The sequence below is a fragment of the Streptomyces sp. Tue6028 genome, from assembly GCF_002300165.1.
Taxonomy (GTDB): domain Bacteria; phylum Actinomycetota; class Actinomycetes; order Streptomycetales; family Streptomycetaceae; genus Streptomyces; species Streptomyces siamensis.
In genome coordinates, this window is sequence record NZ_MLCE01000015.1 from 180,268 (window position 1) to 197,552 (window position 17,285).

The 17,285-nt window shown below is 69.8% G+C and carries 21 protein-coding genes, 1 tRNA gene and 1 riboswitch; of the genes, 7 read left to right on the forward strand and 15 right to left on the reverse strand.

Annotation, left to right across the window (positions count from 1 at the left end):
* Nucleotides 1-33: 33 nt before the first annotated feature.
* From BKI49_RS14145 to BKI49_RS14155, 3 genes are all read right to left on the reverse strand, one after another.
* Nucleotides 34-354, reverse strand: coding sequence for a DMT family transporter (locus tag BKI49_RS14145; RefSeq protein ID WP_095934614.1), 321 nt, complete (start codon nt 352-354; stop codon nt 34-36).
* A 30-nt stretch (nt 355-384) separates the two neighbouring features.
* Nucleotides 385-450: riboswitch (guanidine-III (ykkC-III) riboswitch) on the reverse strand.
* A gap of 51 nt (nt 451-501) precedes the next feature.
* A complete protein-coding gene (locus BKI49_RS14150) occupies nt 502-804 on the reverse strand; it encodes a GroES family chaperonin (protein ID WP_187285621.1) in 303 nt (100 codons plus the stop codon).
* Between the two features lie 174 nt (nt 805-978).
* Nucleotides 979-1,317 (reverse strand): DUF3618 domain-containing protein, encoded by a 339-nt coding sequence (locus tag BKI49_RS14155; RefSeq protein ID WP_095934615.1) that lies wholly within the window; start codon nt 1,315-1,317, stop codon nt 979-981.
* A gap of 138 nt (nt 1,318-1,455) precedes the next feature.
* Between BKI49_RS14155 and bcp the strand changes: the two genes are divergently transcribed.
* The 3 genes from bcp (at nt 1,456) to BKI49_RS14170 (ending at nt 3,289) form a co-directional block, all read left to right on the forward strand.
* Nucleotides 1,456-1,923 (forward strand): thioredoxin-dependent thiol peroxidase, encoded by a 468-nt coding sequence (gene bcp, locus BKI49_RS14160; protein WP_095934616.1) that lies wholly within the window; start codon nt 1,456-1,458, stop codon nt 1,921-1,923.
* Nucleotides 1,924-2,127: 204 nt separating this feature from the next.
* Nucleotides 2,128-3,153 (forward strand): HNH endonuclease signature motif containing protein, encoded by a 1,026-nt coding sequence (locus BKI49_RS14165; RefSeq protein WP_179332441.1) that lies wholly within the window; start codon nt 2,128-2,130, stop codon nt 3,151-3,153.
* A 53-nt stretch (nt 3,154-3,206) separates the two neighbouring features.
* Nucleotides 3,207-3,289: transfer RNA gene (locus BKI49_RS14170), tRNA-Leu, on the forward strand.
* A gap of 41 nt (nt 3,290-3,330) precedes the next feature.
* Here BKI49_RS14170 and rdgB read toward each other — a convergent pair.
* The 4 genes from rdgB to BKI49_RS14190 form a co-directional block, all read right to left on the reverse strand.
* Complete coding sequence (gene rdgB / locus BKI49_RS14175) at nt 3,331-3,933, reverse strand: RdgB/HAM1 family non-canonical purine NTP pyrophosphatase (RefSeq protein ID WP_095934617.1); 603 nt, start codon at nt 3,931-3,933, stop codon at nt 3,331-3,333.
* Nucleotides 3,934-4,115: 182 nt separating this feature from the next.
* Nucleotides 4,116-4,508, reverse strand: coding sequence for a hypothetical protein (locus BKI49_RS14180; RefSeq protein ID WP_095934618.1), 393 nt, complete (start codon nt 4,506-4,508; stop codon nt 4,116-4,118).
* Between the two features lie 141 nt (nt 4,509-4,649).
* Nucleotides 4,650-5,396, reverse strand: coding sequence for a ribonuclease PH (gene rph, locus BKI49_RS14185; protein WP_095934619.1), 747 nt, complete (start codon nt 5,394-5,396; stop codon nt 4,650-4,652).
* A gap of 78 nt (nt 5,397-5,474) precedes the next feature.
* A complete protein-coding gene (locus BKI49_RS14190) occupies nt 5,475-5,708 on the reverse strand; it encodes a PTS sugar transporter subunit IIB (RefSeq protein ID WP_095934620.1) in 234 nt (77 codons plus the stop codon).
* A 175-nt stretch (nt 5,709-5,883) separates the two neighbouring features.
* Between BKI49_RS14190 and BKI49_RS14195 the strand changes: the two genes are divergently transcribed.
* A complete protein-coding gene (locus tag BKI49_RS14195) occupies nt 5,884-7,173 on the forward strand; it encodes a PTS transporter subunit EIIC (RefSeq protein ID WP_095934621.1) in 1,290 nt (429 codons plus the stop codon).
* A 234-nt stretch (nt 7,174-7,407) separates the two neighbouring features.
* On the forward strand, nt 7,408-8,673 hold the full coding sequence (locus BKI49_RS14200; RefSeq protein ID WP_095934622.1) for a PTS transporter subunit EIIC: 1,266 nt from the start codon (nt 7,408-7,410) through the stop codon (nt 8,671-8,673).
* A 91-nt stretch (nt 8,674-8,764) separates the two neighbouring features.
* On the opposite strand, the gene BKI49_RS14205 is transcribed toward BKI49_RS14200, so the two are convergent.
* Nucleotides 8,765-9,517: an MBL fold metallo-hydrolase gene (locus BKI49_RS14205; RefSeq protein ID WP_095934623.1), complete on the reverse strand. Its 753-nt coding sequence runs from the start codon at nt 9,515-9,517 to the stop codon at nt 8,765-8,767.
* 257 nt (nt 9,518-9,774) lie between these two features.
* On the opposite strand from BKI49_RS14205, the gene BKI49_RS14210 reads away from it, so the two are divergent.
* A complete protein-coding gene (locus BKI49_RS14210; protein WP_095934624.1) occupies nt 9,775-10,233 on the forward strand; it encodes a type II toxin-antitoxin system PemK/MazF family toxin in 459 nt (152 codons plus the stop codon).
* A gap of 766 nt (nt 10,234-10,999) precedes the next feature.
* On the opposite strand, the gene BKI49_RS14215 is transcribed toward BKI49_RS14210, so the two are convergent.
* From BKI49_RS14215 to clpS, 7 genes are all read right to left on the reverse strand, one after another.
* Nucleotides 11,000-11,950: a PLP-dependent cysteine synthase family protein gene (locus BKI49_RS14215; protein ID WP_095934625.1), complete on the reverse strand. Its 951-nt coding sequence runs from the start codon at nt 11,948-11,950 to the stop codon at nt 11,000-11,002.
* Nucleotides 11,951-11,967: 17 nt separating this feature from the next.
* Nucleotides 11,968-12,246, reverse strand: coding sequence for a MoaD/ThiS family protein (locus BKI49_RS14220; protein ID WP_095934626.1), 279 nt, complete (start codon nt 12,244-12,246; stop codon nt 11,968-11,970).
* A gap of 145 nt (nt 12,247-12,391) precedes the next feature.
* Nucleotides 12,392-12,493, reverse strand: coding sequence for a putative leader peptide (locus tag BKI49_RS36325; RefSeq protein WP_323186695.1), 102 nt, complete (start codon nt 12,491-12,493; stop codon nt 12,392-12,394).
* Nucleotides 12,494-12,572: 79 nt separating this feature from the next.
* Nucleotides 12,573-12,995, reverse strand: a complete 423-nt coding sequence (locus tag BKI49_RS14230; protein WP_095934628.1) for a M67 family metallopeptidase — start codon at nt 12,993-12,995, stop codon at nt 12,573-12,575.
* A gap of 144 nt (nt 12,996-13,139) precedes the next feature.
* Nucleotides 13,140-14,591, reverse strand: a complete 1,452-nt coding sequence (locus BKI49_RS14235; RefSeq protein WP_095934629.1) for an amino acid permease — start codon at nt 14,589-14,591, stop codon at nt 13,140-13,142.
* Between the two features lie 330 nt (nt 14,592-14,921).
* Nucleotides 14,922-15,527, reverse strand: coding sequence for a DUF2017 domain-containing protein (locus BKI49_RS14240; RefSeq protein ID WP_095934630.1), 606 nt, complete (start codon nt 15,525-15,527; stop codon nt 14,922-14,924).
* A gap of 12 nt (nt 15,528-15,539) precedes the next feature.
* Nucleotides 15,540-15,857: an ATP-dependent Clp protease adapter ClpS gene (clpS, locus tag BKI49_RS14245; protein ID WP_028804747.1), complete on the reverse strand. Its 318-nt coding sequence runs from the start codon at nt 15,855-15,857 to the stop codon at nt 15,540-15,542.
* Between the two features lie 93 nt (nt 15,858-15,950).
* Here clpS and BKI49_RS14250 point away from each other — a divergent pair, with 93 nt between their 5' ends.
* Nucleotides 15,951-17,279, forward strand: a complete 1,329-nt coding sequence (locus BKI49_RS14250) for a nicotinate phosphoribosyltransferase (protein WP_095934631.1) — start codon at nt 15,951-15,953, stop codon at nt 17,277-17,279.
* Nucleotides 17,280-17,285: the final 6 nt, after the last annotated feature.

Genomic DNA, 17,285 nt, shown 5'->3' on the forward strand with positions numbered 1-17,285 from the left:
GCCGGTGACCAAGTCCGTCAGGGGCCGGGCCCGTCAGTGGCCCGAGGTCGCCTTGAGACCCACCACGGCGACCAGCAGCAGACACACGAAGAAGATCCGGGCCGCGGTCACCGGCTCGCCGAGCACCACCATGCCGAGCACCGCCGCCCCTGCGGCGCCGATCCCGACCCAGACGCCGTAGGCGGTACCGATGGGCAGAGACCTGGCGGCGTACGAGAGAAGAAGCATGCTCGCGACGATCCCGGCACCCGTGGCCAGGCTCGGCCACAGCCGGGTGAACCCGTCGGTGTACTTCATGCCGATCGACCAGCCCACCTCCAGCAGACCGGCGACGACGAGCAGAACCCAGGCCATGACGGCACCTCCGTGAATCGGACGACAGGGGGTGCGTCGTCTTTGCGATCCCGGTACGGCGCGTCTCGTCGGGTCCCTCCACGGTAGCAAAACCCAGGCAAAAGGGGCTGGTGACCATGGTCACCAGCCCCTTCGGCAGACGTACGCCTACAAGTACAAGCCCGTCGAGTCCTCGGAGCCCTCGAAGCGGTCCGCGGCGACGGCGTGCAGATCCCGCTCACGCATCAGCACGTAGGCGATCCCGCGCACCTCGACCTCGGCACGGTCCTCCGGGTCGTACAGAACGCGGTCGCCCGGCTCGACCGTCCGGACGTTCTGCCCGACGGCGACGACCTCGGCCCAGGCCAGACGGCGGCCGACCGCCGCCGTCGCGGGGATCAGGATGCCGCCGCCGGACCGGCGCTCGCCCTCCGCGGCGTCCTGCCGCACCAGCACACGGTCGTGCAGCATGCGGATGGGCAACTTGTCGTGATGGGTGCTGTGCTTATCCCGATTGGCGCTCACGACCCGAACCTACCTGCCCCGGCCGCTTCCGCACGCGAGTGGGTCGATCCTCGCCCCGCGGAAACCGATCGGCGGCACCCGGGGCGAGCCACACCCGCCCCGCACCCGGACCCCGGCGGATCAGCGCCTGCGGCGCCGGGAACCGACGGTGAGCAGCCCGACGACACCGACCACGACCAGGGCCACCGGCACGATGCGCTCCAGGCGGGGCGCGCCCTCCTCGGTGACCAGCTGGCCCTTCACATCGCTGACGACGCGATTGACGCCGACGTAGGCGCGGCCGAGCGTGTGGTCGATGTGCGAGGCGACCTTGGCCTTCGCGTCACCCACGATCGTCTTCGGGTGCACGCGCACGCCGATCTCGTCGAGGGTCTCGGCGAGCGTTTCGCGGCGGCGCTTGATGTCCGCCTCGATCTCCGCCGGAGTCCTGGTATCCGACGTTCTCGACGTATCCGACACCGCGCTGCCTCCGTGGTCGTGTTCTGACTCCCTGCTTTCGACAGTCTGTCAGCTCGGGCAGCCGCGCACCCCTCGGCACCCCCATTACGCTCGTCACCCATAGGTCCGTAAACCATCTCCCGGCCACGTGAGGTACCGATGAGCGAGCGACTCCAGCCCGGCGACACCGCCCCCGACTTCAGCCTGCCCGACGCCGACGGCAACGAGGTCTCCCTCTCCGCCCACAAGGGCCGCAAGGTCATCGTGTACTTCTACCCGGCGGCCCTGACCCCCGGCTGCACCAAGCAGGCCTGCGACTTCACGGACAACCTCGAACTGCTGGCGGGCGCCGGGTACGACGTCATCGGCGTCTCCCCCGACAAGCCCGAGAAGCTCGCCAAGTTCCGCGAGAAGGAGTCCCTGAAGGTCACCCTGGTCGGCGACCCCGACAAGACCGTCCTGGAGGCCTACGGCGCCTTCGGCGAGAAAAAGCTCTACGGCAAGACGGTCGTCGGCGTCATCCGCTCCACCGTGATCGTCGACGAGGAGGGCAAGGTCGAGCGGGCCCTGTACAACGTGAAGGCGACGGGCCACGTGGCGAAGATCATCAAGGACCTCGGCATCTGAGCCCCCACCCCTCCCCGCAGCGGCTCGCCCCGACCCCTCGGCGCGAGCCGCTCCGCGTTCCCCGCGTGACGGGGCGGGCGTCGGTTCGTTACTCCGTACGAGGGTGCGACGTCCGAGCGAACGAAGTGGGACTGGATCCACGGCGTGACGAGCGGTCCCGTGCCCGACAGGCCGTACGGGAGCGGCGCAGGGAACGGGGGATGCATGACGGCACGAAGGACGTCCGAACGCTCGGACCTCTATCGCGAGGAGACGCTGGAACGTGAGGTGGCCGCAGCGCGCAGTTGGGCGGACCTCATGCGGCGCCTCGGTCTGAAGCCGAGTGGGGGCCGTCGCCGGGTGCTTCAGGAGAGAGTGGCTCGGTACGGGCTCGATACCGGCCACTTCGTCAAGCGCAGTCCGTGGCGCACGTATCCGGACGCCGCTGTCGCCGAAGCCGCCGCGTCGGCCTCCTCTTTGCGGGAAGTGGCCCTGAAGCTCGGAGCCGTCCCGGCCACGGGAACGCTCTCCCATCTCCGGCGCCGTATCGACGCGATGGGGATCGACATCAGTCACTTCCCCGGTGTCGGGCGTCAGAATGTCGACCTGCCCCTCACCCGCGAAGAGCTGCGGACAGCCGCGGCCGGGGCCACCAGCGTGCGTGGCGTCGCGCGCGCTCTGGGGGTCCCCGACGACGGCCGGTCACGGGCGGCGCTGGGCCGTATGCTCACCGAGCACCGCATCGACGTCAGTCACTTCGCCCGTCGACGGGCGGCGATTCCCGAGGACACGCTACGGAGCCTCGTGCCGCGCTGCACGAGTTTCGCCGACGTCATGCGCGCTCTCGGCATGGAGGTCAACGACACCAACCACCGGCGGGTGCGTCGGGCCGCCTCGCGCCTCGGACTCGACACCGGCCACTTCAAGCGCCGGACCTGGGCGCGACCTGAGCGACCGGCGCCCGCACCGACCGCCTGCCGGGTGCTGGTCGTCCTGCCGGAACAGGCGGGACGCCCCAGAAGGGCCCAGCTCCATCGGGCGCTGGCCGAGGTCGGGGAGCCGTACAGGTGCGCTGAATGCGGCAACACCGGTGCATGGCGAGGCCGTCCGATCACCTTGCAGATCGACCACATCAATGGGGACTGGCGCGACAATCGCCGGGAGAACCTGCGGTATTTGTGCCCCAACTGCCATTCGTTGACGGCGACGTGGTGCCGGCAGAAGGCGAGAGTGATCCCTCTCGCCAGGTGAGCCGCGACCCTCGTACACTGAGTGCCGCCGGTCGGGCGTGATGACCGTTTTGAGCGGCCGTTGCTGAATGGTATAAGCGGAGGTTTTAGGTGCCTCTGGGCGTTTGCCCATGTGGGTTCGAATCCCATCGGCCGCACGCAGGAGAGGGCCGCCGGACCCGGCGGCCCTTTCGCATGCTCAGCCCAGCAATTCCCCCACCGCCGGTACGAGTGCCCGGAACGCCTTGCCGCGGTGGCTGATGGCGTTCTTCTCGGCGGGGGAGAGTTCGGCGCAGGTGCGGGTCTCGCCGTCCGGCTGGAGGATCGGGTCGTAGCCGAAGCCGTTGGTGCCGGCGGGGGTGTGGCGGAGGGTGCCGCGGAGTTGTCCCTCGACCACGCGTTCGGTGCCGTCGGGCAGGGCGAGGGCCGCCGCGCAGGCGAAGTGGGCGGCGCGGTGGGGTGCGTCGATGTCGGAGAGCTGGGCCAGCAGCAGGTCGAGGTTGGCCTGGTCGTCGCCGTGGCGGCCCGCCCAGCGGGCGGAGAAGATGCCGGGTGCGCCGTTGAGGACGTCGACGCACAGGCCCGAGTCGTCGGCCACGGCGGGCAGGCCGGTGGCCCGGGCGAGGGCGTGGGCCTTGAGCAGGGCGTTCTCGGCGAAGGTGACGCCGGTTTCCTTGACGTCGGGGATGTCGGGGTAGGCGTCCGCGCCGACGAGTTCGTGGGGCAGGCCTGCGTCGGCGAGGATCGCCCGGAGTTCGGTGATCTTTCCGGCGTTGCGGGTGGCGAGGATCAGGCGGGTCATGAGTGTCAGTATCTCCGGTGCCGGGGGGCGGCCCGGAGCCCGTGGTCCTCTTCGCGTCGGGCCGGCCGGCGGTGTGTGGTGCCGGTGGGCGGCCCGGAGCCCGTGGTCCTTTTCGCGTCGGGCCGGCCGGCGGTGTGTGGTGAGGGTGTGGCGGGCGGCCCGGCGCGAGGGGCGGGCGGGTGTTACGGCGTGCAGACCTTGGTGAGTTCGCCGGCGGCGTCGGTGACGGGGCTGACGTCGGGGGTGTTGTCGCCGTTCTTGATGGCGGTGCGGACGTTGCCGACGGCTTTTTCGAGGTCGTCGACGGCTTTGTTGACGTCGGCGTTGTCGGTCTTGTCGCCGATCTTGTCGAGGTTGTTCTCGATGGAGTTGAGGGATGCGTCGGTCTGTGTGGGGTCGTTCGCCGCGTTCTCGACGGCCTGTTGGAGGTCGGTGACGCTGTCGGCTATGGAGTCGGCGGTCTGGACGCAGTCCAGGGCCTTGTCGACCGCGTCGCATCCGATGGTCGTCGGCAGGGCGACGAGTGCGGCGACGACGGCGATGGTGGCGGTGCGGCGGCGATGGCGCGCGGCCATGGAACGGTCCCTCCCCGTGGGCGTGATGTGGTCCCCGGCCGTCGCGGGCCGGTCCGGCCGGTGGTGGCTCGGCTCGGCCCGCGGTGCGGTCGGTGGGCGCTCGGCTGGACCGTACGCCCGTACCTCTTAGAACGCGAAGGGTTATCGTCCGGTTGCCTCGAGGGTCGTTTCGAGGGCGGCGCGCTGGATGGCGGCGAGTTCGTCGCAGCCGGCGACGGCGAGGTCGAGGAGGGCGTTGAGTTCCTTGCGGTCGAAGGGTTCGGCCTCGGCGGTGCCCTGCACTTCGACGAAGCGGCCGTCGCCGGTGCAGACGACGTTCATGTCGGTGTCGGCCTTGACGTCCTCTTCGTAGCAGAGGTCGAGGAGGGGGATGCCGTCGACGATGCCGACGGAGACGGCGCTGACGGTGCCGGTGAGGGGTTTGCGGCCGGCCTTGACGAGTTTCTTGCCCTGGGCCCAGGAGACGGCGTCGGCGAGGGCGACGTAGGCGCCGGTGATGGCGGCGGTGCGGGTGCCGCCGTCGGCCTGGAGGACGTCGCAGTCGAGGACGATGGTGTTCTCGCCGAGGGCTTTGTAGTCGATGACGGCGCGCAGGGAGCGGCCGATGAGGCGGCTGATCTCGTGGGTGCGGCCGCCGATCTTGCCGCGTACGGATTCCCGGTCGCCGCGGGTGTTGGTGGCGCGCGGGAGCATGGAGTACTCGGCGGTGACCCAGCCTTCGCCGCTGCCTTTGCGCCAGCGCGGGACGCCTTCGGTGACGGAGGCGGTGCAGAAGACTTTGGTGTCGCCGAAGGAGACGAGTACGGAGCCTTCCGCGTGCTTGCTCCAGCCGCGCTGGATGGTGATGGGGCGCAGCTGTTCGGGGGTGCGGCCGTCGATTCGAGACATGGCGACGAGCCTAGTCGTATACGGGTGAGGGGCTGCGTCCGGTGATGGATGCAGCCCCTCGGGGGTGAGCGGGGTGGCTCACATCATGTCTTCGATCTCTCCGGCGATGGGGTCGGCGTCGGTGCCGATGACGACCTGGATCGCGGTACCCATCTTGACGACGCCGTGGGCGCCGGCGGCTTTCAGGGCGGCTTCGTCGACCAGCGAGGGGTCGTTGACCTCGGTGCGCAGGCGGGTGATGCAGCCTTCGACCTCTTCGATGTTGTCGATGCCGCCGAGTCCGGCGACGATCTTCTCAGCCTTGCTGGCCATGTCCTACTCCCTGATCCGAACCGCTTTGTCGCAGTAACCCACAGTTGGCCCATCTTTGCGAGCGGTCATGTCGTTCGTGCCGAATGATGGCGGTCACGACAGAGCGACCGGTCATCAACTGGTCTACACCAGTGGGCGGGCGGGCGCCAAACCCGGCCCCGTCCGGAGGACGCCCATGACTGCCGACAGCACCGCTCCCACCGCGCGCGACCGCTGGAACGGTCTGTTCCAGGGGATGCAGAAGATGGGGCGGAGCCTTCAGCTCCCCATCGCGGTGCTGCCGGCGGCGGGCATCCTGACCCGGCTGGGACAGCCGGACGTGTTCGGGGCGGACGGGCTCGGCTGGGACGGCGTCTCGAAGGTGATGAAGGGTGCGGGCGGCGCCCTGCTGGACGGTGAGCTGGGGCTGCCGCTGCTGTTCTGCGTCGGGGTGGCCATCGGCATGGCGAAGAAGGCGGACGGCTCCACCGCGCTCGCCGCGGTCGCGGGGTTCCTCGTGTATCTGGGCGTGCTGCACCAGTTCCCGGAGAAGTGCGCTCAGCAGGCGAAGGTCATCCAGGACATCGGCTGCCAGGCGCCCGACTTCTCCGTGACGGCGTTCACCTACCAGAATCCCGGGGTCTTCGGCGGGATCATCATGGGCCTGATGACCGCGTACTTCTGGCAGCGGTATCACCGCACCAAGCTGGTGGACTGGCTCGGCTTCTTCAACGGGCGTCGGCTGGTGCCGATCGTCATGTCGTTCGTGGCCATCGTGTTCGCCGGGCTGTGCCTGTGGATCTGGCCGCCGATCGGCGACGGTCTGGAGAGCTTCAGCGACTGGCTGGTGAGTCTGGGTGCGTGGGGCGCGGGTGTGTTCGGCGTGGCGAACCGGGCGCTGCTCGTCATCGGTCTGCACCAGTTCCTGAACGTGCCCATCTGGTTCCAGTTCGGCAGCTTCACCACGCCGAGCGGGGAGGTGGTGCACGGGGACATCAACATGTTCCTGCACGGTGACCCGGACGCGGGCCAGTTCACCTCGGGGTTCTTCCCGATCATGATGTTCGCGCTGCCGGCCGCCGCGCTGGCCATGACTCACTGCGCGAAGCCGCATCGCCGCAAGGAGATCGGCGGGATGATGCTCTCGGTCGCGCTGACGTCGTTCGTCACGGGCATCACCGAGCCGATCGAGTACTCCTTCTTGTTCATCGCCCCGCTGCTCTACGTGATCCACGCGATCCTGACGGGTGTGTCGATGGCGGTGACGTGGGGGCTCGGGGTGCACGACGGATTCAGTTTCTCGGCGGGTCTGATCGACTACGCCCTCAACTGGCATCTGGCGACCAAGCCGTGGCTGATCATCCCGATCGGGCTGTGCTTCGCGGTCGTGTATTACGCGATCTTCCGCTTCGCGATCACCAAGTTCGACCTCAGGACTCCGGGGCGGGAGCCGGAGGACGAGGTGGTGGACACGACCAAGCCATAAGTAGGGTCTTTCCCGTACCCGTCAGGGGCCTTCGGACCGTGTGGTCCGGGGGCCCTTCGTCACGTCTGCAACCTCGTGCGGCCACTTCTTCCGACTATGGCCCAGCCCACAAAATCCGCGGGTTCCTTATCCAGCCTTCACCGTGCTACAACAGGTCTACACCACTGAGTGGTGTAGACCACGCCGTCCCCACCCCCTTGTTCCCGGGCGGCGCCATGTTCACTGGAGGAACCTGTGTCCACGGCCAGCGCCGCTCCCGCGGCCGAGAAGAAGAAGGGCGCCGGCGCGATGGCTGTTCTGCAGCGCATCGGCCGAAGCCTGATGCTGCCGGTCGCCACCCTGCCCGCCGCCGCGCTGCTGGTGCGCCTCGGCAACCCCGACATGCTGGGACGCGAGTCGTTCCCCACGTTCCTCACCAAGATCGCCGGGTTCATGACGGCGGGTGGCAACGCGATCCTCGACAACATGGCGCTGCTGTTCGCCGTGGGCATCGCGATCGGCTTCGCGAAGAAGTCGGACGGCTCGACGGCGCTCGCGGCCGTGGTCGGCTACCTGGTCTTCAAGAACGTGCTGGCGACGTTCTCCGACAAGAACCTGCCGAAGGTGGCCACGGCCGTCGACGGCAAGGTGGTCATGGTCGACGCACCGGTGGACGCCAAGGTCCTCGGCGGCGTGGTGATGGGCATCGTCGTCGCCCTGCTCTACCAGCGCTTCTACCGCACGAAGCTGCCCGACTGGGCGGGCTTCTTCGGCGGCCGCCGGCTGGTGCCGATCCTGTCCGCCTTCGCGGGCCTGCTCATCGGCATCGTCTTCGGCTACATCTGGCCGGTCCTCGGCACGGGGCTGCACAACTTCGGTGAGTGGCTGGTCGGTTCGGGCGCCGTCGGCGCGGGCATCTTCGGTGTCGCCAACCGCGCGCTCATCCCGATCGGCATGCACCACCTGCTGAACTCGTTCCCGTGGTTCCAGGCGGGCGACTACCACGGCAAGAGCGGTGACATCGGGCGCTTCCTGGCCGGTGACCCGACCGCCGGACAGTTCATGACCGGCTTCTTCCCGATCATGATGTTCGCGCTCCCGGCCGCCTGCCTCGCGATCGTGCACTGCGCCCGTCCCGAGCGCCGCAAGGTCGTCGGCGGCATGATGTTCTCGCTCGCCCTGACCTCCTTCGTCACGGGTGTCACCGAGCCCATCGAGTTCACGTTCATGTTCATCGCGCCGGTCCTGTACGCGATCCACGCGGTCCTCACCGGTGTCTCGATGGCGCTGACCTGGGCGCTCGGCATGAAGGACGGCTTCGGCTTCTCGGCCGGCGCGGTCGACTTCGGCCTGAACCTCGGCATCGCGACCAACCCGTGGGGCCTGGTCCTGGTGGGCCTGTGCTTCGCCGCGGTCTACTACGTCGTCTTCCGCTTCGCGATCACCAAGTTCAACCTGCCGACGCCGGGCCGCGAGTCCGACGAGGAGCTCGCGGAGCTCCAGAAGGCCGAGGCCAAGTAACGGCACCGCCCACGCACGAGGAGGCCCCCGGAACCGTTCGGTTCCGGGGGCCTTGTGGTGCGTGGGGGCCGCGGGCGGCCGCGTCCGGGCGCTAGATCTCGTACGACACCCGGGGCGCCGCCAGGTCCACCGGGCCCGCGTAGGCGGCGCGGGCGTCCGCGAGGTTGGTCCGCGGGTCCGTCCACGGCGGGATGTGCGTGAGGACCAGGCGGCGGACGCCGGCGCGGGTCGCGGTCTCGCCCGCCTCGCGGCCATTGAGGTGGAGGTCGGGGATGTCCTCCTTGCCATGGGTGAACGCGGCCTCGCACAGGAACAGGTCCGTGTCGCGGGCCAGTTCGTCCAGTGCCTCGGTCACCCCGGTGTCCCCGGAGTACGTCAGTGACTTTCCGCCGTGCTCCACGCGGATGCCGTAGGCCTCCACGGGGTGGCGGACCCGTTCGGTGTGCACGGTGAACGGGCCGACGTCGAACGTGCCCGGCTTGACCGTGTGGAAGTCGAAGACCTCGCTCATCGAGGAGGCGGACGGCGTGTCGGCGTAGGCCGTGGTGAGCCGCTGCTCCGTGCCCTCGGGGCCGTAGACCGGGATGGGGTCGCAGCGACCGCCGTCGTGGCGGTAGTAGCGTGCGACGAAGTACGCGCACATGTCGATGCAGTGGTCGGCGTGCAGATGGCTGAGGAAGATCGCGTCGAGGTCGTAGAGACCGCAGTGGCGCTGCAGCTCGCCGAGGGCACCATTGCCCATGTCGAGAAGCAGCCTGAAGCCGTCGGCCTCGACGAGGTAGCTCGAACAGGCCGATTCCGCGGACGGGAACGACCCCGAGCAGCCGACGACGGTGAGCTTCATAAGAGCTGGAACCTCCGCGCTGGCAGGAAGTGCAGAGAGTAGATGCGATATGCAGATACTCGGAGCGGGTACGGGAACGGGGGTCGTGCGGTCCGTCGAGCGTAAGGCGCAAAAGGGCCGGTCGCTCCTCCGCCAGGGGCCGTTGTGGGCGAACTCACCTGTGGTGTCACCGTTTCGGTGGACGTCGGGACGAGCGTGCGACGTCAAGTGTTCGCGGCGAGGAGCGCGCTGGGATGCGCGCCGGTACCTTCGTTGCTATGGACACGTCCTGGTGGCTCGCGCTCGCGGCCGTGGTGCTGCTCGCGCTGGTCGCGACGCTGGTGGACGGCTGGGGGCGCCGCGGGCGCCGGCCGGCCGGGCGTACGCGCCCGCCCGGGCGCCCCTCGGGCCGCAGGCGCGGAGCGCCGCGGCCCCGGCCGGCGGAGATCTGGTGGGCGAACGTCCCCTACGAGGACACCCGGGGGGCGAAGGACCGGCCCTGCCTGGTGCTCGTGGTGCGCGGGGACCGGGCCGTCGTCGCGAAGATCACCAGCAAGTACCACGACGAGCGGGCCGGAGTGATCCCGCTGCCGCCGGGAGCCGTGGGCGACGCCCATGGACGGCCGAGCTTCCTGGAGACGGACGAGCTGCGGGACGTGCCGGTGTGGGACTTCCGCCGGAAGGTGGGCGTCATGGATCCCGTGCTGTGGGACCAGGTGCGGTACCTGGCGGGCTGACCCGACGGCCGCCCGCACGCGGCGGGACCCGGCACGGGGTATCCGGCACGCGGGCGCTGCCCGCGCACGGCGCCCCGAGGCGGTGGTCGCCCACGCGCGGCGAACCGAGGCGGTGACGGCCCGCGCGCCGCGGGCCGGGGCAATGGTCGCCCGGGCACCGCGGGCCGGGGCTGTGGTCACCCGCACTGCGGGCCGAGGCTGTGGTCGCTCGCACTGCGGGCCAAGGCTGTGGTCACCCGCGCACCGCGGGCCGAGGCAATGGCCGCCCGCACACCGCGGGCCAAGGCTGTGGTCACCCGCACACCACGGGCCGGGGCAATGGTCGCCCGCACACCGCGGGCCAAGGCAATGGCCGCCCGCACACCACGGGCCAAGGCTGTGGTCACCCGCACACCACGGGCCGAGGCTGTGGTCACCCGCGCACTGCGGGCCGAGGCAATGGCCGCCCGCACACCGCGGGCCGAGGCAATGGCCGCCCGCACACCGCGGGCCGAGGCAATGGCCGCCCGCACACCGCGGGCCGAGGCAATGGCCGCCCGCACTGCGGGTCGAGGCAATGGCTCCCGCACGCAGCGGGCCGAGATGCGAGGTGCCCGGCGCGTCAGGGCCGGGGCCGGCCGTCCCGACGTGGCTGTCGTGGGACGGGGGCGGGCGCTCCTCGCCCGTGTCGGCGGACCGGAGGGGCCGCCGCTCGCCCGCGTGGGCGGGCCGACGGTCGCGCGTGAGGGCGGACCGGACGGGTCCGTGGACCCGTCCGCTGGGCGCGTCACGCCCAGAGCTGGCCCTGGAGCGTTTCGATCGCTTCCTCCGTGGTGGCCGCCGTGTAGACGCCCGTGGACAGGTACTTCCAGCCGCCGTCGGCCACGACGAAGGCGATGTCGGCGGACTCGCCCGCCTTCAGCGCCTTGTTGCCGACACCGATCGCGGCGTGCAGTGCCGCGCCGGTGGAAACGCCCGCGAAGATGCCCTCCTGCTGGAGCAGTTCCCGGGTGCGGGTGACCGCGTCCGCCGAGCCGACGGAGAAGCGGCTCGTCAGGACCGAGGCGTCGTAGAGCTCGGGCACGAAGCCCTCGTCGAGGTTGCGCAGGCCGTAGACCAGGTCGTCGTAGCGGGGTTCCGCGGCGACGATCCTGACGTCGGGCTTGTGCTCGCGCAGGTAACGCCCGACGCCCATCAGGGTGCCGGTGGTGCCGAGGCCCGCCACGAAGTGCGTGATGGAGGGGAGGTCCGCGAGGATCTCCGGACCGGTCGTCGCGTAGTGCGCCCCCGCGTTGTCCGGGTTGCCGTACTGGTAGAGCATCACCCAGTCGGGGTGCTCGGCCGACAGCTCCTTGGCGACACGGACGGCGGTGTTGGAACCCCCGGCGGCCGGGCTGGAGACGATCTCCGCGCCCCACATGCCGAGCAGGTCACGGCGCTCCTGGGAGGTGTTCTCGGGCATCACGCACACCATGCGGTAGCCCTTGAGCTTGGCCGCCATGGCCAGTGAGATGCCGGTGTTGCCGCTCGTCGGCTCCAGGATCGTGCAGCCGGGAGTCAACCGGCCGTCCTTCTCCGCCTGTTCGATCATGTGCAGGGCGGGGCGGTCCTTGACCGAGCCGGTCGGGTTGCGGTCCTCCAGCTTGGCCCAGATCCGGACGTCCGCGGACGGCGACAGCCGCGGCAGGCGCACCAGAGGGGTGTTGCCCACCGCGGCGAGCGGGGAGTCGTAGCGCATGAGGGATCAGCGGCCTATCAGGCCATGCCGCCGGCGACGGCCGGCAGGATCGTCACGGTGTCGCCGTCGGACAGCTTGGTGTTGATGCTGTCGAGGAAGCGGACGTCCTCGTCGTTCAGGTAGACGTTGACGAAGCGGCGCAGCTTGCCCTCGTCGACGATGCGGGCCTGGATGCCCGTGTGCCGGGTCTCGAGGTCGGCGAACAGCTCGGCGAGGGTGTCCCCGCTCCCCTCGACGGCCTTCTGGCCGTCGGTGTAGGTGCGGAGGATGGTGGGGATGCGGACCTCGATGGCCATGGTTGCGGGCTCCTGTCGGAAGTAGTCAGGGTCGGTGCGCCCCCTGCTCCGGCGAGGCCGGGAGCTCGGGGGAAGGCGCGCTACGGGGGCGAAGCAAGGGGCACGTGGCGTGCGGAGCCGCGGCTCACGGCCGTACGGCGGCAGGTCAGCGCGTACAGATGGCGCTCTGCAGCCTGCACAGGTCGACGTGCAGCCGCGCCACGAGCAGCATGCCCGGCGTCTTGTCGCTCACGTCAGGGGAAACCATGGGCTCATCGTATCGATTCCCGGTCCGGGTCCCGGAATGTGATCTCATACTCCGGACGCTTTTCGGCCGCCAGGTGAGATCAGTAGGACTCCACGACGGTGACCTCCTCCTCCGTCACCTCGCCCTCCACGATCCGGTAGGAGCGGAACTGGAAGGGTCCGGCGTCGTCCGCGTCGGCGGTCGAGACGAGCACGTAGTGGGCTCCGGGCTCGTTCGCGTACGAGATGTCCGTGCGGGACGGGTAGGCCTCGGTGGCCGTGTGCGAGTGGTAGATGACGACCGGCTCCTCGTCGCGGTCGTCCATCTCGCGGTAGAGCTTCAGCAGGTCGCCGGAGTCGAACTCGTAGAAGGTGGGCGAGCGGGCGGCGTTGAGCATCGGGATGAACCGCTCGGGGCGGCCGGTGCCCGCCGGGCCGGCGACGACGCCGCACGCCTCGTCCGGGTGGTCCTGCCGCGCGTGCGCGACGATCTGGTCGACGAGGGCCTGGGTGATGGTCAGCATGCTGGTCAGGATAAGCAGAAGGGCCGCCCCGTACCGAAGGGTGGTACGGGACGGCCCACATGGTGAGCGCTCAGGCCTGGAGGGCCTGGCCACGCGGCCCTGCCGGGTCCGCCTGTGCGGCCCTCAGGGCCCGGGGAACGCGGCTCAGCCGACCTTCTCGAGCTCCGGCTCGCGGCGCTCGGCGACCTGCGGGTTGCGCGCCTTGAGGACCGCCCAGCCGATGCCGAGGGCGACGGCCCAGCCGGCCATCACGTAGAGGCAGACGCGGGAGTCGGCGTCGTACGCGATCAGTCCGGTGACGAAGAGCAGGAACGCGACCGCGACCCAGCTGCACTTCGCACCGCCCGGGGCGGGGAAGGAGGACGCGGGCAGGCGTCCGGCGTCGACCGCGCGGCGGTACAGGATGTGGCTGATCAAGATCATCAGCCAGGTCCAGATGCCGGCCGCGGTGGCGACGGAGGTGACGTAGCCGAAGGCCTTCTCCGGGACGACGTAGTTCAGGACGACGCCGATGCCCATGAAGAGCACCGAGACGGTGATGCCGATCGCCGGGGTCTTCGTCGAGGAGAGCTTGTTGAAGACCTTCGGGGCCTCGCCGTTGTCCGCGAGGGTGCGCAGCATGCGGCCCGTGGAGTACATGCCCGAGTTGCAGGAGGACAGGGCCGCGGTGAGCACCACGAAGTTGACGATGCCGGCGCCGGCCGGGATGCCGATCATCGCGAACGCCTTCACGAAGGGGCTGACGCCCTCCGCGAACTCGGTCCACTTCACGACGCAGAGGATGACGGTGAGGGCGCCGACGTAGAAGAGGGCGATGCGCCAGGGCAGGGTGTTGATGGCCTTCGGGAGCGTCTTCTCGGGGTTCTCGGACTCGCCCGCGGTGACGCCGACGAGCTCGACGGCGAGGTAGGCGAACATGACGCCCTGGAGGGTCATCAGGGAGGAGCCGATGCCCTTGGGGAAGAAGCCGTCGAACTGCCAGAGGTTGGTGACGGAAGCGGTGTCACCGGCGGAGCTGAAGCCGAAGGTGAGCACGCCGAGGCCGATCACGATCATGCCGATGAGCGCGGTGACCTTGATCATCGAGGCCCAGAACTCGATCTCGCCGAAGACCTTCACCGAGATCAGGTTGGCCACGAAGAGGACGACCAGGAAGACCAGCGCCGAGACCCACTGGTGGATCGAGGGGAACCAGTAGTGGATGTAGATCGCGGCGGCGGTCAGCTCCGCCATGCCGGTGACCACCCACATCAGCCAGTAGGTCCAGGCCGTGAAATAGCCGAAGAACGGGCCGAGGAACTCGCGGGAGTACTCCGCGAAGGAGCCCGACACCGGGCGGTAGAGCAGGAGCTCGCCGAGCGCCCGCATGATGAAGAAGATGATGACGCCGGCGAGGGCGTACATCAGGATGAGGCTGGGTCCCGCCTTGGCGATGTTCGCCCCGGCGTTCAGGAACAGGCCGACGCCGATGGCGCCGCCGATCGCGATCATCTGGACCTGACGGCTGCCGAGCCCGCGCTCGTACCCCTCTTCGGGGGTGTCGCCGCCCACGGCCTCACTGCCGTCGTACTGCTTGTCGACCTGCGATGAGGTCATGTTGGTGCGCCTTTCTCCATGCCGACCCGAGCCAGTCCCTTGGCTTCGGATCGGGTCCCGATCCCCCCGGATGGTGGAGCTTTGTGCCTGGCCGGCGATCCGCCGGCTCGGTGGCGCACCCGGCGGGACATGGGTGGTGTCCGCCGGGCGGTCGTGAAGATTTATCACGGCGGCAACAGTGATCGGCGGCGGTCGGTGTGCGGCACGCCACAGGAAGAACCGGACAAATGACAACTCCGGCCCGCATTGCGGGCCGGAGCGGTGACGCGATCGTTATTCGGATTTGAGCGTCCGTTGAGCGAACATCAGAGGGTAATTTGTCCTGACAGTTCAGGGCATAAGGGTGGTCACCAGGGTCTCCTGGAGGCCACCCAGCCAGAGGTAGGCCATCACCATCGGCTTGCGCGGGTCCTCGTCCGGGAGCCGGTAGAGGTGGTCGGTGTCCTCCTCGTCGGTGACATCGAGCCGGGAGCCGATCGCGAGGCGCAGGTCGTTCAGGGCGCGCAGCCACGACTGGGACTCGTCGGAGGACAGCTCCAGGACGGCGGCGCCGTCGCCGCCGGGGGTGAGCCCGTCCAGGGAACGGATCACCGTGAGGGCGTTCTCCCGCTTGGCCGCGCGCAGGTCGTTCTCGGTGAAGCGGCGGAACTCCGCGGAGTGGGCGCGCTGCTCCTCGGCCTCCTCGGGCGTGGCCGCCTCGACGCCGGGGCCGCTGTAGGCGTCGGGGAACAGGCGCTGCAGCACGGGGTCGCTGGGCGGCTCGCTGGGGCCCTCCGCGAACAGCTCGGCGAGCGGGTCGTCGGGGGCGTTCTCCGCGGGGCCCGGACCGATGAGCTCCAGGAGCTGCACGGCGAGGGAGCGGATGATGGAGATCTCGACCTCGTCGAGCGCGACGGCCGCGCCGCCGCCGGGGAGCGGTTCGAAGTGTCCAGGCATGGAGTGAGTTCGCTACTTCCGGTCCTGCTGAAGGGTGGCCCACAGACCGTAGCCGTGCATGGCCTGAACGTCGCGTTCCATCTCCTCGCGCGTGCCGCTGGAGACGACGGCGCGACCCTTGTGATGGACGTCGAGCATGAGCTTGGTGGCCTTGTCCTTGGTGTAGCCGAAGTACGTCTGGAAGACATACGTCACATAGCTCATCAGGTTGACGGGGTCGTTGTGGACGATCGTGACCCAGGGGACGTCCGGCTCGGGTACGGCGAAGACCTCCTCGGCCGATTCGGTCTTTTCGATCTCTAGGGGTGCGGGAGCCGTCACATCGCCCATGCTGCCACCAGAGAGGGGGGCCCGCACAAACGGGCCCCTCTAAACGGGGGCCCTAAATCGTCAGAGTGACGAAATGGGGGTACGATCCCGTTCATGAACACAGCGGACCTCGGGCTGCCGGTGGAAGTCCCCTCGACGGCGCTCTTCACGGACCAGTACGAGCTGACGATGCTGCAGGCCGCGCTCGCCGCGGGGACCGCCGAGCGCCGCTCGGTCTTCGAGGTCTTCACGCGCCGGCTGCCCGAAGGGCGCCGGTACGGAGTGGTGGCGGGCACCGGACGCGTCCTCGACGCCGTCGAGAACTTCCGCTTCGACGTGGACGTCCTCGGCTTCCTGCGCGAGCGAGGGATCGTCGACGAGCCGACCCTGGAGTGGCTCGCCTCCTACCGCTTCAGCGGCGACATCTGGGGCTACCCCGAGGGCGAGGTGTATTTCCCGGGCTCGCCGATCCTGCGCGTCGAGGGCTCCTTCGCGGAGTGCGTGCTCCTGGAGACGGTGATCCTCTCGATCCTCAACCACGACTCGGCGATCGCAGCGGCCGCCTCCCGGATGGCCTCCGCCGCCGGCGACCGGCCGCTGATCGAGATGGGCGCCCGGCGCACCCACGAGCTCGCCGCCGTGGCCGCCTCGCGGGCCGCGTACATCGGCGGCTTCGCGACCACCTCCGACCTGGCCGCCGGGTTCCGCTACGGGATCCCCACGGTGGGCACGTCCGCGCACGCCTTCACCCTGCTGCACGACCGGGAGCGCGACGCCTTCCAGGCACAGGTGGACTCGCTCGGCCGGGGCACCACCCTGCTCGTGGACACCTACGACGTCGCCGAGGCGGTCCGCACGGCCGTCGAGGTCGCCGGGACCGACCTCGGTGCCGTGCGCATCGACTCCGGCGACCTGCTGCTCGTCGCGCACCGGGTGCGGCAGCAGCTGGACGAGCTGGGTGCGACCAGGACGAAGATCGTCGTGACCTCGGACCTGGACGAGTACGCGATCGCCTCGCTGGCGGCGGCGCCGGTGGACGCGTACGGCGTCGGCACCCAGCTGGTCACGGGGTCCGGCCACCCCACCTGCTCGATGGTCTACAAGCTGGTCGCCCGCGCCGCGTCGACGGACGCGAGGGCCCCGCTGGAGCCGGTCGCCAAGCGGTCGAGGGGCGGGAAGACGTCCATCGGCGGCCGCAAGTGGGCCGCGCGGCGCCTCGACGACCGTGGGGCCGCGGAGGCCGAGGTGATCGGCACCGGGCCGGTGCCCGACGGGCTGGCCGACCGGCTGCTCCTGGTCGAGCTGGTCAAGGGCGGTCAGGTCCTCGCCCGCGAACCCCTGGACGTCGTACGCGACCGGCACTCCGCCGCCCGCGCCGACCTCCCGCTGTCGGCGACCCAGCTCTCGCGCGGCGAGCCGGTCCTCCCCACGGAGTACCTCTGAGACACC

Excerpts from the sequence above, each read along its gene's own strand:
- BKI49_RS14220 (WP_095934626.1), bottom strand. The coding sequence starts at position 12,246 with ATGGCCATCGAGGTCCGCATCCCCACCATCCTCCGCACCTACACCGAC.
- BKI49_RS14230 (WP_095934628.1), bottom strand. The coding sequence starts at position 12,995 with ATGCTGACCATCACCCAGGCCCTCGTCGACCAGATCGTCGCGCACGCG.
- BKI49_RS14195 (WP_095934621.1), top strand. The coding sequence starts at position 5,884 with ATGACTGCCGACAGCACCGCTCCCACCGCGCGCGACCGCTGGAACGGT.
- BKI49_RS14240 (WP_095934630.1), bottom strand. The coding sequence starts at position 15,527 with ATGCCTGGACACTTCGAACCGCTCCCCGGCGGCGGCGCGGCCGTCGCG.
- BKI49_RS14235 (WP_095934629.1), bottom strand. The coding sequence starts at position 14,591 with ATGACCTCATCGCAGGTCGACAAGCAGTACGACGGCAGTGAGGCCGTG.
- BKI49_RS14210 (WP_095934624.1), top strand. The coding sequence starts at position 9,775 with ATGGACACGTCCTGGTGGCTCGCGCTCGCGGCCGTGGTGCTGCTCGCG.
- rph (WP_095934619.1), bottom strand. The coding sequence starts at position 5,396 with ATGTCTCGAATCGACGGCCGCACCCCCGAACAGCTGCGCCCCATCACC.
- BKI49_RS14215 (WP_095934625.1), bottom strand. The coding sequence starts at position 11,950 with ATGCGCTACGACTCCCCGCTCGCCGCGGTGGGCAACACCCCTCTGGTG.
- rdgB (WP_095934617.1), bottom strand. The coding sequence starts at position 3,933 with ATGACCCGCCTGATCCTCGCCACCCGCAACGCCGGAAAGATCACCGAA.
- BKI49_RS14165 (WP_179332441.1), top strand. The coding sequence starts at position 2,128 with ATGACGGCACGAAGGACGTCCGAACGCTCGGACCTCTATCGCGAGGAG.
- BKI49_RS14190 (WP_095934620.1), bottom strand. The coding sequence starts at position 5,708 with ATGGCCAGCAAGGCTGAGAAGATCGTCGCCGGACTCGGCGGCATCGAC.
- BKI49_RS14145 (WP_095934614.1), bottom strand. The coding sequence starts at position 354 with ATGGCCTGGGTTCTGCTCGTCGTCGCCGGTCTGCTGGAGGTGGGCTGG.
- clpS (WP_028804747.1), bottom strand. The coding sequence starts at position 15,857 with ATGGGCGATGTGACGGCTCCCGCACCCCTAGAGATCGAAAAGACCGAA.
- BKI49_RS14250 (WP_095934631.1), top strand. The coding sequence starts at position 15,951 with ATGAACACAGCGGACCTCGGGCTGCCGGTGGAAGTCCCCTCGACGGCG.
- BKI49_RS14205 (WP_095934623.1), bottom strand. The coding sequence starts at position 9,517 with ATGAAGCTCACCGTCGTCGGCTGCTCGGGGTCGTTCCCGTCCGCGGAA.
- BKI49_RS36325 (WP_323186695.1), bottom strand. The coding sequence starts at position 12,493 with ATGGTTTCCCCTGACGTGAGCGACAAGACGCCGGGCATGCTGCTCGTG.
- BKI49_RS14150 (WP_187285621.1), bottom strand. The coding sequence starts at position 804 with ATGCTGCACGACCGTGTGCTGGTGCGGCAGGACGCCGCGGAGGGCGAG.
- BKI49_RS14180 (WP_095934618.1), bottom strand. The coding sequence starts at position 4,508 with ATGGCCGCGCGCCATCGCCGCCGCACCGCCACCATCGCCGTCGTCGCC.
- bcp (WP_095934616.1), top strand. The coding sequence starts at position 1,456 with ATGAGCGAGCGACTCCAGCCCGGCGACACCGCCCCCGACTTCAGCCTG.